This window comes from Arthrobacter sp. B0316-1-20, assembly GCF_059091865.1.
Genome location: NZ_JBNHHC010000003.1, coordinates 172,936 through 187,615 on the forward strand (window position 1 = coordinate 172,936; position 14,680 = coordinate 187,615).

At 67.6% G+C, this 14,680-nt stretch carries 12 protein-coding genes; 8 read left to right on the forward strand and 4 right to left on the reverse strand.

Features of this window, described 5'->3' with window-relative positions:
- The first annotated feature begins 113 nt into the window (after window positions 1-113).
- The gene (locus AC5RW2_RS06020; RefSeq protein ID WP_494073766.1) at window positions 114-2,927 is read left to right on the forward strand and encodes an ABC transporter permease; all 2,814 of its coding nucleotides are present in this window, start codon (window positions 114-116) and stop codon (window positions 2,925-2,927) included.
- Window positions 2,924-3,625 carry an ABC transporter ATP-binding protein gene (locus tag AC5RW2_RS06025; RefSeq protein WP_494073767.1) on the forward strand — a complete coding sequence of 234 codons (702 nt, stop codon included), beginning with the start codon at window positions 2,924-2,926 and terminating at the stop codon, window positions 3,623-3,625. The genes AC5RW2_RS06020 and AC5RW2_RS06025 overlap by 4 nt, the downstream gene beginning before the upstream one ends.
- A gap of 276 nt (window positions 3,626-3,901) precedes the next feature.
- On the opposite strand, the gene AC5RW2_RS06030 is transcribed toward AC5RW2_RS06025, so the two are convergent.
- Window positions 3,902-4,798, reverse strand: coding sequence for a type IV toxin-antitoxin system AbiEi family antitoxin domain-containing protein (locus tag AC5RW2_RS06030; protein WP_494073768.1), 897 nt, complete (start codon window positions 4,796-4,798; stop codon window positions 3,902-3,904).
- 196 nt (window positions 4,799-4,994) lie between these two features.
- Here AC5RW2_RS06030 and metG point away from each other — a divergent pair, with 196 nt between their 5' ends.
- Window positions 4,995-6,554 (forward strand): methionine--tRNA ligase, encoded by a 1,560-nt coding sequence (gene metG, locus AC5RW2_RS06035; RefSeq protein ID WP_494073769.1) that lies wholly within the window; start codon window positions 4,995-4,997, stop codon window positions 6,552-6,554.
- Window positions 6,555-6,709: 155 nt separating this feature from the next.
- On the opposite strand, the gene AC5RW2_RS06040 is transcribed toward metG, so the two are convergent.
- Window positions 6,710-7,228, reverse strand: coding sequence for a hypothetical protein (locus AC5RW2_RS06040; protein ID WP_494012353.1), 519 nt, complete (start codon window positions 7,226-7,228; stop codon window positions 6,710-6,712).
- 210 nt (window positions 7,229-7,438) lie between these two features.
- Complete coding sequence (locus tag AC5RW2_RS06045) at window positions 7,439-8,845, reverse strand: APC family permease (protein WP_494049787.1); 1,407 nt, start codon at window positions 8,843-8,845, stop codon at window positions 7,439-7,441.
- A gap of 183 nt (window positions 8,846-9,028) precedes the next feature.
- Between AC5RW2_RS06045 and AC5RW2_RS06050 the strand changes: the two genes are divergently transcribed.
- Window positions 9,029-9,355, forward strand: coding sequence for a cupin domain-containing protein (locus AC5RW2_RS06050; protein WP_494073770.1), 327 nt, complete (start codon window positions 9,029-9,031; stop codon window positions 9,353-9,355).
- 237 nt (window positions 9,356-9,592) lie between these two features.
- Window positions 9,593-10,714, forward strand: a complete 1,122-nt coding sequence (locus tag AC5RW2_RS06055) for an LCP family protein (RefSeq protein ID WP_494073771.1) — start codon at window positions 9,593-9,595, stop codon at window positions 10,712-10,714.
- Between the two features lie 89 nt (window positions 10,715-10,803).
- Here AC5RW2_RS06055 and AC5RW2_RS06060 read toward each other — a convergent pair whose 3' ends face one another.
- Complete coding sequence (locus AC5RW2_RS06060; protein WP_494073772.1) at window positions 10,804-11,664, reverse strand: DUF2382 domain-containing protein; 861 nt, start codon at window positions 11,662-11,664, stop codon at window positions 10,804-10,806.
- 332 nt (window positions 11,665-11,996) lie between these two features.
- Between AC5RW2_RS06060 and AC5RW2_RS06065 the strand changes: the two genes are divergently transcribed.
- The 3 genes from AC5RW2_RS06065 (at window position 11,997) to AC5RW2_RS06075 (ending at window position 14,662) form a co-directional block, all read left to right on the forward strand.
- The gene (locus tag AC5RW2_RS06065; RefSeq protein WP_494000022.1) at window positions 11,997-13,061 is read left to right on the forward strand and encodes a 3-isopropylmalate dehydrogenase; all 1,065 of its coding nucleotides are present in this window, start codon (window positions 11,997-11,999) and stop codon (window positions 13,059-13,061) included.
- Window positions 13,062-13,125: 64 nt separating this feature from the next.
- Window positions 13,126-14,229 (forward strand): branched-chain amino acid aminotransferase, encoded by a 1,104-nt coding sequence (locus AC5RW2_RS06070; RefSeq protein WP_494022884.1) that lies wholly within the window; start codon window positions 13,126-13,128, stop codon window positions 14,227-14,229.
- Window positions 14,230-14,287: 58 nt separating this feature from the next.
- Complete coding sequence (locus AC5RW2_RS06075; RefSeq protein ID WP_494073773.1) at window positions 14,288-14,662, forward strand: DUF1304 family protein; 375 nt, start codon at window positions 14,288-14,290, stop codon at window positions 14,660-14,662.
- Window positions 14,663-14,680 lie beyond the last annotated feature (18 nt).

The following is a 14,680-nucleotide window of genomic DNA, read 5'->3' on the forward strand; positions in this document are numbered from 1 at the left end:
GCGGGCTTTACGCAGACCCGCGGGTCGATTCCTCGCCTGCGCTCACCTCGTGAGAACCTTAATGCCGGGTCAATTCGACCTCTGGCCTTTTTGCTGCCGTATGGAGTGATTCTGTGGAAATCCGGTTCAACGCTGCGTCACGCTTCATGCGCAGCCGTTCGCTCGTGGTGACGGTCGCCGTCCTGATCGCGGCAATGGTCCTTTCCATTTTCGTCCAGGGTCGGGCACAGGCATCGCTGACCCGGATCGTCGACGCCAACACCCGCGGCGTGTACGACATCCTGGTCCTGCCCGAGGGCACCGCGGGCGACGAACTGCGCCAGCCGGACTTCCTCAGCGGCAACGGCGGCATCGCCGCGTCGGATCTGGAGCAGGTCCGGGGAATCGACGGCGTCTCCGTCGCCGCCCCGATTTCGCTCGTGTCCAAGGTGGTCCAGGACATCGAGTTCCCGCAGCTGAAGGCCACCGATTACGTCGGCTACAACCCGAACATCGAGCAGTACCTCAAGGGCCAGGGCATCAAGGACGCCGTGCCGAAGGAAGAGTGGCCGGCGCCGGATTCCGTCTTCAACGAAGAACCGACGAACTACCGCATCACCGCCAAGGCCGTCAGCTCCGACGGCCTGTCGGACACCGTCCTCTTTGAAACAGCCGCCGAGGGTTCCCTGGGCCAGGCGAAGCTGGAGGAGCTGAAAGTACCCGGCGGCACCAGCCTGCGCACCGTGGCCCCCAAGGGCGAAACCGGCATCAAGTTCCCGGACCCGGCCGGCGGCAGCATGCACGGCGATTTCGACACCACCATCGCGCTGCCCATGCTCCCGCAGATCACCGAGACGGTGGTTGCCGTGGACCCGGCGGCCGAATCCGCGCTGCTCGGCGAGGCCGGCGACTTCCTGGCCCCGCTCAAGCAGGCACCGGAACCGACCGACCGCAACGCCCAGGAACTGGGCCAGCACTTCTCCTCGCAGTTCGGCATGGGCATGTTCTCCGAGGGCGGCGAAGGCGCCGCCATCGATGGGCACCCGTTCGAGTTCTGGAGCCCGTTCTTTGTCCAGTACCAGAACGCGGTGGAAGCCGGCACGCTGGACGAGGAATCCCAGGTCATCCCCATGGTGGTCCGCTCCGGCACCGACCTCGACCTGACCTACTCGGTCACCATCGAAGAACTGGACGACGCCGGCAACACCGTTTCGGAGGTCGGCACCGTCAGCAAGGAGCTGGGGGAGGGCTACCTGCCCTTCGCCTCCAGCAAGCCCTTCCAGCTGCGCTGGCCCGGCGGAGAGGACTACAACTACCTGCTGGGCTCCGGCGGCGTCCAGATGGTCGCCGGCCTGCACCAGCCGCCGGTGTGGACCACGGACTTCATGTCCAACCCGGAGTTCACCGCCGGGGATGCCGCCAGCGACGGGAGCGCGGAGCAGACCGCCACGCCGCAGGGTTGGATCCAGGTCAACAAGCTGCCGGAGAAGACCCTCCAGTGGCAGCTGGAACCGGACCAGAGCCAGCGGGAACCGGTGGAAGAGCAGTCCTACCGCAGCACCGTGGATTCCGGCGGCGAATCCGCCACTCCGCTGCCCTTCGTCTACGGCACGTTCGACGCTTCCGCCGTGCGCGAGGCCGCCGGCGACGTGAACTACCTGCCGTTGGGCGGGTACGACCCGACGCCGGTGACCATCACCAAAGACGCCGAGGGCAACAACGTCGACGACACCGTGATGAAGCCGGGCCTCAGCGGCGCCGGCCTGTCCGTGCAGTCCGCGGGCGCCATCACCGACTTCGCCGGACTGGCCGCCGTCCGCGGCACCGGCGCCGAGGAGCCGGTCATCGACGCGGTCCGCGTCCGCGTCGACGCCGCCGGCTCGTGGGCCGACGCCGAAGACCAGATCAACGCCGTGGCCGCCGCGATCGAGGACCTCGGCCTGCAGACCCAGGTGGTGGCCGGCTCGGCCCGCGAAGACGTGTCCATCTACGTGCCGGACTACTACAAGGACGCCTCCGGCACGGTCAGCGACCTCGGCACCGTGCAGCAGTCCTGGGTCCGCCAGGGCGCGGCCGGCGAGGTGCAGGGCGCCCTGAGCGCCTCCAGCGCGGCGTTGCTGGCCCTGACCGTCGGCGGCGCGGCCCTGTTGACCGCCGCCAGCGCCGTCGCCTTCACCCGCTCCCGCCGGACCGAAGCCGTGACGCTGCGGGCCATGGGCTGGAACCGGCGGCGCATCCGCTCCTGGTTCCTGAACGAGCTGCTGGTCGGCGGCGTCGCCGTGCTGGTGGTGGCCGTCGTGGCCAGCGCCATCAGCCGCAGCGCCGTGACCCTGTGGGTGTCGCTGATCGCGCTGGTCGTCTACGGTGCCTCCGCCTTCATCTCCGCCGCCATGCTCAAGCCGCACCCGGCGAAGGACGTCGAACCGTCGGGGGCGGCCGGTGTGCCGTCGGTGAAGACACCGCTGCAGTTCGCCGCCCGCCAGCTGAGCACCAACCGGTTCAACACCGTGGCCATCGCGCTGGGCGTCGCGGTGCTCGGCGCCGCGGCCGGAGCCCTGATGGCGGTGCTGGCGGACATTCCGCGGGCAGCCGGCAGCACAGCGCTCGGTTCGCTGGCCGCCGCACAGCTGAGCGGCCTGAACATCGCGCTGGCGCTGCTCGGCGTGGTCACGGCGCTGTTGCTGGCGCTGATGACCACCCGGTTCGAGGCGCGCCGCAAGCGCGAACAGTTTGCCATCCTCGGCGCCATGGGCTGGACGCCCACGCTGCTGCTGCAGGCCCGCCGCGGCGAGGCCGGCATCACCGCCGCCGTCGCCCTGCCGCTGGCGGTCATCGGCGCCGTCGTGACCGCCCTGTTTATTGCACCGCATACCGCGGTGTGGGCCGCTGCCGCTGGCATCGCGGCCGTGCTCCTTTGGTTTGTTTTGATGACAAGGACCCGGAAATGATCGAAGAACCCCTGACCCGCGCCGCCACCAAGGAGCGCACCGCCGACCATGCCATGCCGGTGGAGCTGCGGGGCATCACCATCCGGTACGACGGCGGTGCCGAGCCGCTCGTGATTGCCGACGACTTCGACCTCGGCCTGGAAGCCGGCACCATGCACTGCCTGGCCGGCCGCAGCGGCTCCGGCAAGACCAGCATCCTCACCGTGGCCGCCGGGCTGCAGCAGCCCACGGCCGGCGAGGTGTTCTGGCAGGGCGACGCCCTCAGCACCATGGACGACGACGAGATCTCCGACCGCCGCCGGGCCCTGATCGGCTACGTGGACCAAGGCGGCGCGCTGATCGACGGAATGAGCGCGCTGGAGAACGTCCTGCTGCCCGCCGTGCCCGACGGCAAGGTGGAAGAGCGCACCGAGATGGCCAAGGACCTGCTGGACCTGGTCGGGCTGGGCCGCCGCATGCGCCACCGTCCGGGCCAGCTCTCCGGCGGTGAACGCCAGCGGGTGGCCATCGCCCGGGCGCTGATCCTGGGCACCAAGGTCCTGGTCGTGGACGAGCCCACCGCCAACCTGGACCGCGAACAGGCCAACAAGATCATTCACATCCTGAAGGACACCACCAAGGACGGCATTGCCGTGCTCGTGGCGTCCCACGACCAGGAACTCATCAAGGCCGCGGACAGCAGCACCCGGATGAACTAGCGCCCGCGCAACGTAGCGACGAACCGGCGCCCGAGGGCAGAGGCACCTCCAAGGCCAAGCCCGCGCCCGTGACATGCCGGCGGGCGGGCAGGCGCCGGGAGACGTTGACCTGCCGGCCCTACGGTCCGGGCCGACGGCCATTAGCCACCGCGGTACGCGCCGAGTTCCCGGCAGGTGCTTCCGGTGCGGGGTAAATCCTTCAGTGCAGGGTCCACGCCCCCTGCACTGACCGGTAAACCCTGCACCGGGCAACGGGACGCGCCGTTAGCCGTTGTCCTAAGCGGCCGGGGGCCGACCGCTTGCGTAGACGGCCCGGTTGTAGGCCCTGGCTATGCGGTTCCTCAGAGCCGCCTCGTGATCCAGCTCCGGCCAGCGGACGCGGACAAAGCTCCAGCCGCATTCCATCAGCGCAGTTTCTCGTTTCCGCTCCTCCAGCAGCACAAAGTCAGTCGGCGCCCGGCCGTACTTGGTGTCGCCGTCGAACTCCAGGATCAGCATCAGTTCCGGCCATGCCAGGTCTGCCCGATACCGTCCGCTGGCTGTGTCGATCCCATACTGCAAAACCGGCGGCGGGAATCCCCATTCGATCACCTTGAGCCGGAGCCTGGTCTCGCCTGCGGATTCGCTCAACTCCCTCGCGGCGGCCACCACCCGGCGGGCTTTGCGGACATTGGCGTAGCCGGCCTGTTGATCGAGGATCGCAACGATTCCGTCCCGGCTGGCGCCGCCGTGCAGGGCCGAATCTGCAATGACCGTCGCCACGTCGAAAGGCAGGAGCTTGGCACAGTCGACGACGGTGCGCTCCCTGCTGGTCAGGCGGAAACCGTCCAGCGACGCCACTTCATGGTCGGCAAGCGTCAACTGGTGCCGAACCGCGCCGGCGGAATTGTCGCCGTGCCTCGTTCCCTGGGCCACGTGGATCTCACTGGTCGCGTTCCAGACATCCATGCCCCACAGGCGGGCAGCCGAGACGTGGGTGTAGACCAGCTCGGAGCGTGTAGCAAGATGATGGGCGCGAATCATCCAGACATCGCGATCCCACGGCTTCAGCGTCCGCCAGTACGCTGCCGAGGCATAAACACCGTGCCTTACTCTCACGATGTTGCGCGCCCGGAGCGCCGCAGCTATCTCGCTCTCCTCGTAGTTTGAGTGTCGCAACTCGGAAAAAGTCATCAACCGGGCCGGAGGGAGATCCACCAACCGGGGAGGAGAAGAAGCAGGCATGGCACCAACCTGCCCTCACCTCCCGTCCGCCGTCGATCCCGCCGGCCCATCTGTGGATAAAACCCGACGGCTACCGACCTACCACGCACCTACCGCGGGCGTCGCACATTTCGACACCGCCGAACGCAGAGGGTAATTTCATAGGGTGACCGCATCCGAGCCCAAGCCCCCGTTCTACATCACCACGGCCATCACGTACCCCAACGGCGTGCCGCATATCGGCCATGCCTACGAGTACATTGCGACCGACGCGATGGCCCGCTTCAAGCGCCTGGACGGTTACGACGTCATGTTCCTGACCGGCACCGACGAGCACGGCATGAAGATCGCCCAGACCGCCGCCAAGGAGGGCATGACCCCGAAGGAATTGGTGGACCGGAACACCGCGGCTTACAAGTCGGCCCACCAGGTCCTGGAGATCTCCTACGACCGGTTTATCCGCACCACCGACGCCGATCACTACGCCGCTTCCCAGGCCATCTGGAAGAAGATGGAAGAGGCCGGGGACATCTACCTGGGCAAGTACGAGGGCTGGTACTCGGTCCGCGACGAGGCCTATTACGCCGAGGACGAGACCGAGCTCCGCGAAGACGGCAAGCGCTACTCCGTCCAGACCGACACCGAACTGACGTGGACCGAGGAGGAGAGCTACTTCTTCCGGCTCTCCAACTACCAGGACAAGCTGCTCAAGCTCTATGAAGAGCACCCCGATTTCGGCGCCCCGCGCAGCCGCTTCAACGAGGTCATCAGCTTCGTCAAGGGCGGCCTGGAGGACCTGTCCATCTCCCGGACCACCTTCGACTGGGGCGTGCCCGTGCCGGGCAACGACAAGCACGTCATGTACGTCTGGGTCGACGCGCTGACCAACTACCTCACCGGCGTCGGCTACCCGGACACGGAGTCGGAGTCGTTCAAGAAGTTCTGGCCGGCCGACGTCCACGTGATCGGCAAGGACATCTCCCGCTTCCACGCCGTCTACTGGCCCGCCTTCCTGATGTCGGCCGGGCTGGAACTGCCCAAGCGCGTCATGATCCACGGCTTCCTGAACAACAACGGCGTGAAGATGTCCAAGTCGCTGGGCAACGTGGTCGCTCCCGCCGAATGGGTGGCGCAGTACGGCCTGGACCAGGTGCGCTTCTTCCTGCTGCGCGAAGTTCCCTTCGGCGCCGACGGCTCCTACAACCACGATGCCGTGGTCGGCCGGATGAACGCGGACCTGGCCAACAACCTGGGCAACCTCGCCCAGCGGTCGCTGTCCATGGTGGCGAAGAACTGCGAGGGCAAGGTCCCGCAGCCCGCGACGCTCGCCGCCGAGGACCACGAACTGCTGGCCCGCGCCGAGCGCCTCCTCGAGAAGTCCCGGGCGGCCTATGAGGTCCAGGATTTCCACGGGTCGCTCGAAGCCATCTGGACCGTGCTTGGCGACACCAACGCGTACTTCGCGGAACAGGCTCCCTGGGTGCTGCGCAAGACGGATGTGGAGCGGATGAACACCGTGCTCTACGTGACGCTCGAGGTGCTGCGCATCGTCTCCATCCTGGTCCAGCCGGTCATGCCCGCCGCGGCCGGCAAGCTGCTGGACGTGCTGGGACAGGACGACGACGGCGCCCGCGACTTCGCTGCCATCGGCACGGCTTTGGTGCCGGGCACCCTGTTGCCGGCGCCCACGCCGATCTTCCCGAAGTACGAAGAACCGGCCGGCTAGCTGATCGTCGTGCTGCCGGAAGCGCAAGCCGGGTAGCCCTAGCCGCCCGGCTGGAAGCGGCTGCCGGGTAGCCCAGCCGCCCGGCCGGAAGCGGCTGCCGGGTAGCCTAGCCGCCCGGCTGGAAGCGCCGGCGGGCCAACCCCGGCTGGTTGGCCCTAGCCGCCCGGCTGGAAGCGCCGGGCCGCGGTCGCGGCCATGATGCGCTCCACCCGTCTCTGCTGGTCCGCAGCCTGGGCCTCGAGTTCCTGGAAGCGGGTGGCGTCCAGCCGGCGGTCCCTGGGCGCCAGAACGGTCAGGACCTGCCACATGCACTGCTTGCCGCGCAGGGCGGACATCAGTGATTCGAGTTCCAGTTGGGCGCCCACCCCGCCCGAAGCGCGCGTGGGGTTGAGCGGGTTCACTTTGCTGGCAATGGCACCGGCCATCGAGCCGAGCTGCTTGAGCTTGTTGCGCCGGTAACCGAAGCTGCGGTGCAGGGCCTTCAATTCCTTGCGCTCTGCGGACACCTCGTCGCGCAGCTTCCGGAACTCGGCCTCCTCCGGTGTTCCCGCCCACGACTGGCGGACGGCGTCGAACAGCTGCACGCCCGCAGCCGAACCCAGCAGGTGGTAGTCAAGATAGGCGGCGAGGTTCTCCTGGTCCAGTGTCCCGGTCCGGTGTTTCTTGGCGGCCATGGCCTTCCTTCCTGCTGGCTCTGATTCACGCCCGCGGCCGGTCTCAGAAGGCCGCCGGCGTCGTCGTCACGCGGACGGCCTCCGCCGTCGTTGTTTCACTGTCCTTACCCACCCATGCCCCGGGTCAATCGCCCGGGCTCCGTCAATCGGCGGCTTCGGACGATCGCCGGTGCGATGAGTCACCCGGTTCGCTCCGTACGCCCGGTCCCGTCAACCGCCCAGTTCCTCCGGGCTGCGGAACCTCGTCTTCCTGCCGTATGCGCCGCGGTTCCAGAGCCAGGTGAGCAGCCACAGCACTAGGCCGAGGCCGATCAGCAGGCCGGCAATCTGGTATTCGATCGGATCCTGCGCCCACGGGCCCACCAGGAAGAGGCATGTGGCCATCCCGAGGTAGGGCAGCACGGTGGGGGTCCGGAAATGTTTGCGGTCGACCGGTTTGCGGCGCAGGACCAGCACCGCCAGGTTCACGATCGTGAAGACGCCCAGCAGCAGCAGGGCAGTGGTGCCGCCCAGCGCGGCGACGGTGTCGGTGCCCATCAGGTTGGTGACCACGAAGATCAAGACGAACGCAATGAGCGTGGTGAAGATGATGGAGGCCCAGGGGGAGCGGCGGTTGGGGTGGACCTTGCCCAGGAACCGCGGCAGCACGTCCTGGCGGGCCATGCCGTAGAGCAGGCGGCTGGCCATCAGCATGTTGATCAGCGCGGTATTCGCCACGGCGAACATGGACAGGAACGGGTAGATGACGTCCACCGGGAAGCCCGGCGCGCCGACCGACACGACTTCCAGCAGCGGCGTCGGGCTTTCCGACAGCTGCCCGATCGGCACGATGGCCACCGCGGTGATGGACACCAGCACGTACACGATCACCGTGATGCCCAGACCCGTGAGCATGACCTTGGGGAAGGTGGTGACCGGGTCCTTGGTCTCTTCGGCCATGTTCACCGAATCCTCGAAACCCACGAAGGAGAAGAACGCCAGCGAGGTGGCGGCTGTGATGGCCAGGAAGACGCCCTTGTCCTCCGAGGTCTCGAACACCATGACCCGGCTGAAGTCAACATTGCCCTGGCTCATGGCCCAGAAGCCGATGAAGATCACGATCAGCAGGCCGGTGAACTCCACTACCGTCAGGACCACGTTGAACTTCACCGACTCGCTGACGCCGCGGAAGTTGATTCCCGCCAGGACCGCCATGAAGACGATCGCCACCCAGGTCACGCCGGTCTGGTTCCAGTCCAGGTTGAACCCGGCGATGAAGTTCTCACCCAGGAACTTGGCGGCGGTGGAGGCAGAGGTGATGCCGGAACTGAGCACGGCGAACGTCACCAGGAAGGTGAGGAAATGCACGCCGAAGGCCTTGTGCGTGTACAGCGCGGCCCCGGCGGCCTGCGGGTACTTGGTGACGAGCTCCAGGTAGGAGAACGCGGTGATGGTGGCCACGACGAACGCGAGCAGCAGCGGGGCCCACGCCGCGCCGCCCACCTCGCCGGCCACCTGTCCCGTCAGCGCGTAGACGCCCGTGCCCAGGATGTCACCCACAATGAACAGGAGCAGGAGTTTGGGTCCTATGGCCCGTTTCAGCTCCGGTTGTTTTTCGGTTGTGGTGGAACCGCTCATGCCTTTCCTCCGTCCGCACGGCGCTCTGCACTGGTCTGTCCCGCCAACGTAGCATCAGGCCCTGCCGATGTCTCCGCCGTGGCGGCCGCCGGGGGAAGCGAACGGCTGGATCGCCGTTCCCCTGGGACCGCCGGCGCGCAGTCGGTAGAGTGTCGGCTACCCGCTGACCGGAAGGCCGCTCCGATGACCTACAAAGCCCTGTCCCTTGCCAGCCTGCGTCCCGCCTCGGGAGCAGCCGTCTTCCGTGGCAGCGAACACGGCGCCCACGCATCCTTCTTCGTGAACTCGCGGGGCGCCGAACGCCACCGCCATCCCTATGAGGAAATCTTCGTACTGCTCGACGGCGAGATCGACTTCACGATCGACGGCCAGTCCGGCCATGCGGGCGCGGGAACGGTGATCGTCATCCCGGCGTACGCCTGGCACGAGTTCACGGCCACCACCGGGGACGGCGTCAGGATGGTGAACATCCACCCCGTCGCGGAAATGCAGACCGAATGGGCCAGGTAGCTGCCCGCCGGCGCATGCCGGAGACGGGGGCGCCCGGGCTGGTCCCGCCACGGGCCGGGGCCCGATGGCAGTGGGCAGGTACCCTCCCACGGGCGAGCCGCGGCGGTGGGAAGGGCACCCGCTGACGCCCCCCTTGAGGAGAACATCGGTCCGACGGGAAGGGCTGTCTCGGCCGGCGCACAGACGTCGCGCGGTGAAACCTTTGCACGGCGGCCGGGTACGCGGGAACATAAAGCCATGAAACTTGCCCGCCTCGCCGCGCTCCCGCTCGTATCCCTTCTCCTGCTGACCGGCTGCGCGCCGAAGGCCGAGCAGCCCCGTCCGCTGCATTCGGCAACTCCCAGCCCCAGCATGGTGGAGACCGGCGAGATGCCCGAACCCCTGGCGGAGTTGGCGACGGCCATCTACGAGGGCGGCGACGTGGCGGCCAACAAGCTGGCGGCCGGAGCGCTCGCCGGCCGGACTCCGGTCGAAGCCAAAACCACGGTCAAGGCCGCGACCGGTAAATGGAACGGGCAGCACATGGCCGTCCTGACCTCCGGCGACGACGTGACCCTTGCCGTAGACAAGGACGGAACGTGGACGGCGGTGGGCGGCTGGTGGCCCTCGCTCGACGTGAACAAGACGGTTCTGGGCGGCAAGCGCCACGTCCTGCTCATAGGCTCGGACGCCCAGAAGAGCAAGGGCGAGAAGGTTCGTGAAGCCCGCGCCGACGCCCTCCAGGTAATCGGTGTGGACGGCAAGGGCGGAGGCGGCATCCTGGGCATCCCGCGGGATCTCTGGGTGGACATGCCAGGCGGCGGCCAGGCGAAGATCAACGCGGCCATGATGCGGGGCGGACCCAAGGCGCAGCAGAAGGTCGTGGCGGACGTGACAGGCCTGAAGGTGGAGGGCTACATCCTCACCGGTTTCAGGCAGTTCGAGGACCTGGTGGATGAAATCGGCGGCGTCACCATTGACGCCCCGATCCCGGTGCTGGACGTCAAGGCGGGAAAGAGCAAGCTCGACGGTGAGACGGCGCTGGACTACGCCCGGGAGCGGAAAACCCTGCGCAACGGCGACTTCGGCCGCTCCGCGCACCAGGGGGTGCTGTTGCTCGGATTCGCCGCCATGGCCAAGATGAGCGGACCGGCCGGGCTGGTCGACCTGCTCACCGCCGCCGATCCGCTGGTCGAGACCAACCTGAGCGCGGAGCAGGCGCTGACGCTCGGCGCCTGGGTCTACAAGACCAAGCCGGCCAAGGTCGGGCACCAAGTCCCCGAGCCCGGCTTCGGCTACAGCGCGGACGGTCAGTACATGCTGCCCATGGATGCCAAGACGCGCAAAATCTTCGATTCCTTCGCTGACGGCGATCTTTAGGCGGCCCTGGCCACCCGCCATGCCGGGGCGAGCGAAAGGCCGGGGCGGGAATGCTCCCTGCCCCGGCCTTTCCCGTCGGCCAGCCCCCGCTAGCGGCGGGTGTCGGTGTCTGTGCCGTCGGTCTCGATGCGTTCCTTACGCACTTCTTCGTCGACCCTGACCTCGTCGGTGACGGTGTCCTTCTCAAGCCGGACCCGTTCGACCGGGACGGTCTCCTTCTCCACGACGGGCCGTTCCTCGTGGAGCGTGACCTCGTGTTCCTCGTCGCTCAGGTCCGGGCCGGACATGGCGTCGCCGCGGTTGGCATCGGTGATCGGTTCGCGTTCGATGCGGACTTCCTCGCGCTGGACCGGCACGGTCTGGGTGACATTCTCGGTGGTGACGTACTTGCGCAGCCTGGCCCGGCCCGTCGCCTGCTTCTCGGTACCGACATGCAGGCGCTCCTCGGAGCGGGTCATGGCGTCGTCGGTAGTGGGACCGGAGGTGTCCCGGCCCACCGTGCCCGGGGCGTCCTCGGTGTACGTGCCGCGGGTATCGTCGGTGCCGTACTGCCCGGTAGTGCCGGTGCCCGTGCCGGCAGCGGTGTAGTCGGTGTCCCGGCCGGTCGTGGCGTCGGTATAAGTCCGCCCGCCGCCGCCCAGCTGATAGTGCGCGTAGAGCCGGTCCTCCTCTGCGGGCTCAAGGTAGCCGTCCACGTCGACCCGCGGGGCGTCCTTGATCTGGTCCTTGGTGTAGGGGACCACAATGTCGTCACCCTCCACGCGTGCCGCTTCGAGCGGGACGAAAGTTTCGGAGGAGCCGAACAGGCCCGTCTTGGCCGTCACCCACGTGGGGCGGCCGCTGTCATCATCGGCGTAGACCTGGCCGATGGAGCCGATTTTGTCTCCGTCAGTCGAAACGACGTTTCCGCCGCGGCTGAGCAGGTTGTTGATTTGTTCTTGGGCGAGCATGGTATCTCCTTCTCGATCGATGTCTTTTGGAGGGTACGGACGCCCGTGTTGAGCGTGATCCGTGCGGCCCTTAACGATTTAACCTAAGCATGCTTATTAATCTTTGGCAAGGCCCGGAGGGGGCGCAGCAGCATGTGCCGGTGGTGCTTGTCCTGGCATGGCAGTTGATGGGAAAGGCGCCCTCCGGTCTGCCGCGGCCGAGGGCGGAGCCGAAAGGTTGCCATCGCGCAGTTCCACCTTTGAGTCGCCACCCTTGCTGCACAAAACCCTGAGGTGTTCACATTTTGGGACGGTTTGCCCAGAATGTGGAATGGTTTCCTAAACTTGAAGCCATGAGCGCAGCAGCAAAGGCATTCTCCCTGGCAGTCATTCCCGGCGATGGCATCGGACCGGAGGTCGTGGCGGAGGCGGTAAAGGTCCTCACGGCGGCCACTGCCGACGGCGGCGCCACCTTCGACCTGACCGAGTACCCGCTGGGCGCCGAGCACTGGCTGGCCACCGGCGAGACCCTGCCCGAGGAGACGCTGGAGCGGCTCCGCAAGCATGACGCGATCCTCTTCGGCGCCGTCGGCGCCGCCCCCGGCGACACCCGGATTCCGTCCGGCGTCATCGAGCGGGAGATGCTGCTCAAGCTGCGCTTCTCCCTCGACCACTACGTGAACCTGCGCCCGGCGAAGCTGCTGCCCGGCGTCCCCAGCCCGCTGGCAAACCCGGGCGAGGTGGACTTCGTCGTCGTCCGCGAAGGAACCGAAGGGCCCTACGTGGGCAACGGCGGCGCGCTGCGCGTGGGCACTCCGCATGAAATCGCCACCGAGGTCTCGGTCAACACCGCCCACGGCGTGGAGCGCGTGGTCCGCGATGCCTTCCGCCGCGCGTCCGGCCGCCGCAAGAAGCTCACCCTGGTGCACAAGCACAACGTGCTGGTCCACGCCGGGCACCTGTGGCGGCGCACCGTGGAGACGGTCGGCGCCGAGTTCCCGGACGTTGCCGTCGACTACCTGCACATCGACGCGGCCACCATCTTCATGGTCACGGACCCGGCCCGCTTCGACGTGATCGTCACCGACAACCTGTTCGGCGACATCATCACCGACCTGGCCGCCGCCATCACCGGCGGCATCGGCCTGGCGGCGTCCGGCAACATCAACATGGACCGCACCGCTCCGTCCATGTTCGAGCCGGTTCACGGCTCCGCGCCGGACATCGCCGGCCAGCAGAAGGCCGACCCCACGGCGGCCATCCTGTCCGTGGCCCTGCTGCTGGAGCACCTGGGCCTCGCCGACGCGGCCGCCCGCGTGCAGCAGGCGGTGGAGCACGACGTGGCAACCCGGGGGAGTGCCTCCCGCACCACTGCGGAAATCGGCGATGCGATCACCGCCGCTTTGGCAGTAGGGTAGTTAACGGTTACTAACCAGAATCATTATTTGACGCACAAGGGCGTGCCCTCACCGCGGAGGAACCATGACTGAACCCCTCGAATTCACCCAGCAGCTCTCGGAGCGTCCGAAGAGCGCCGAGGAGCGCGCCGCCATCTTGGCGAACCCGGGCTTCGGCAAGCACTTCACGGACCACACGGCCGTCGTCGACTACAAGGTCGACGCCGACGGCACGGGCAGCTGGTCGAATGCGCGGATCGAGCCGTACGGACCCATCATGATGGATCCTGCCGCCGCGGTGCTGCACTACGGCCAGGAGATCTTCGAGGGCCTGAAGGCCTACCAGCACGACGACGGGTCCGTCTGGACCTTCCGGGCCGAGGCCAACGCCGCCCGCCTGAACACCTCGGCGCGCCGGCTGGCCCTTCCGGAGCTGCCGGAGGAAACCTTCATCGAGTCCCTGCGCCAGCTGGTCACCACCGACAAGGCGTGGGTGCCCTCCGGCGACGGCGAAGCCCTGTACCTGCGCCCGTTCATGATCGCCACCGAGGCGTTCCTGGGCGTTCGCCCCGCCCACGAGGTGTCCTACCGCGTGATCGCCTCGCCGGCCGGGAACTACTTCGGCGGCGAGCTCAAGCCGGTGTCCATCTGGCTCTCCGAGCGCTACTCCCGCGCCGGCGAGGGCGGCACCGGGGAGGCCAAGTGCGGCGGCAACTACGCCGCGTCCCTGGCCGCGCAGCTGGAAGCCGAAGCCAACGGCTGCCAGCAGGTGCTCTTCCTGGACAAGTTCAACGACAACGCCATCGAAGAACTCGGCGGGATGAACGTGTTCTTCGTGTTCAAGGACGGCAGCCTGGTCACCCCGGAACTGAACGGCCACATCCTGCACGGCGTCACCCGTTCCTCGGTGATCGAGCTGGCCAAGGACCGCGGCCTGGACGTGCAGGAACGCAAGATCACCATCGACGAATGGCGCGACGGCGTGGCGGCGGGGGACATCACCGAAGCCTTCGCCTGCGGCACCGCCGCGGTGATCACCCCGATCGGCGAGCTGAAGGCCGACGGCTGGAGCATCGCCTCGCCGAGCGCCGGGTCCGGCGACGTGTCCATGTCCATCCGCCAGGAGCTGCTCGGCATCCAGACAGGCGCCGTGGAGGACTCCCGGGGCTGGCTCACCCGCCTGGCCTGACCGCCGCCTGGCCTGACCGCCGCTTCCGTTCGGGCCCCGGCCGGGCCACACTGGGTCCATGACGGTGGCGGCGTACGTCTTGGCGGCGCTCTTCGGAGTGATGCTGATTGCCGTTGGCGCGGCGGAGGCCTTCTTCTACCGCGACCAGCGCTTCCACCGGTTGTTCCTCATCCGGCCGGAGGACGTGGGCGCGGTGCGGCTGTGGACCATCAACGTGGGCTTTTACAACATGGCCTGGGGGCTGGGCGCCCTGGCCGGCGTGATCATCGCCGCCGGCGGCAGCCCGGCCACCGGCGAGACCATCATCGTCTTCACCTGCATCGCCCACGTGATCCTCGGGGCCGTGCTCTGGTTCTCGGAACGCCGCCTGTGGCAGAGTGCGCTGGCCCAGTCGCTCCTGCCGCTGGCGGTCCTGCTCCTGTTGTTCCTCTGACGCAGGACCACGACGGCG

What these genes read in the sequence shown, in the direction of transcription:
- AC5RW2_RS06025 (WP_494073767.1), top strand. Translation starts at nt 2,924, where the DNA reads ATGATCGAAGAACCCCTGACCCGCGCCGCCACCAAGGAGCGCACCGCC.
- AC5RW2_RS06030 (WP_494073768.1), bottom strand. Translation starts at nt 4,798, where the DNA reads ATGACTTTTTCCGAGTTGCGACACTCAAACTACGAGGAGAGCGAGATA.
- AC5RW2_RS06040 (WP_494012353.1), bottom strand. Translation starts at nt 7,228, where the DNA reads ATGGCCGCCAAGAAACACCGGACCGGGACACTGGACCAGGAGAACCTC.
- AC5RW2_RS06045 (WP_494049787.1), bottom strand. Translation starts at nt 8,845, where the DNA reads ATGAGCGGTTCCACCACAACCGAAAAACAACCGGAGCTGAAACGGGCC.
- AC5RW2_RS06050 (WP_494073770.1), top strand. Translation starts at nt 9,029, where the DNA reads ATGACCTACAAAGCCCTGTCCCTTGCCAGCCTGCGTCCCGCCTCGGGA.
- AC5RW2_RS06055 (WP_494073771.1), top strand. Translation starts at nt 9,593, where the DNA reads ATGAAACTTGCCCGCCTCGCCGCGCTCCCGCTCGTATCCCTTCTCCTG.
- AC5RW2_RS06060 (WP_494073772.1), bottom strand. Translation starts at nt 11,664, where the DNA reads ATGCTCGCCCAAGAACAAATCAACAACCTGCTCAGCCGCGGCGGAAAC.
- AC5RW2_RS06065 (WP_494000022.1), top strand. Translation starts at nt 11,997, where the DNA reads ATGAGCGCAGCAGCAAAGGCATTCTCCCTGGCAGTCATTCCCGGCGAT.
- AC5RW2_RS06070 (WP_494022884.1), top strand. Translation starts at nt 13,126, where the DNA reads ATGACTGAACCCCTCGAATTCACCCAGCAGCTCTCGGAGCGTCCGAAG.
- AC5RW2_RS06075 (WP_494073773.1), top strand. Translation starts at nt 14,288, where the DNA reads ATGACGGTGGCGGCGTACGTCTTGGCGGCGCTCTTCGGAGTGATGCTG.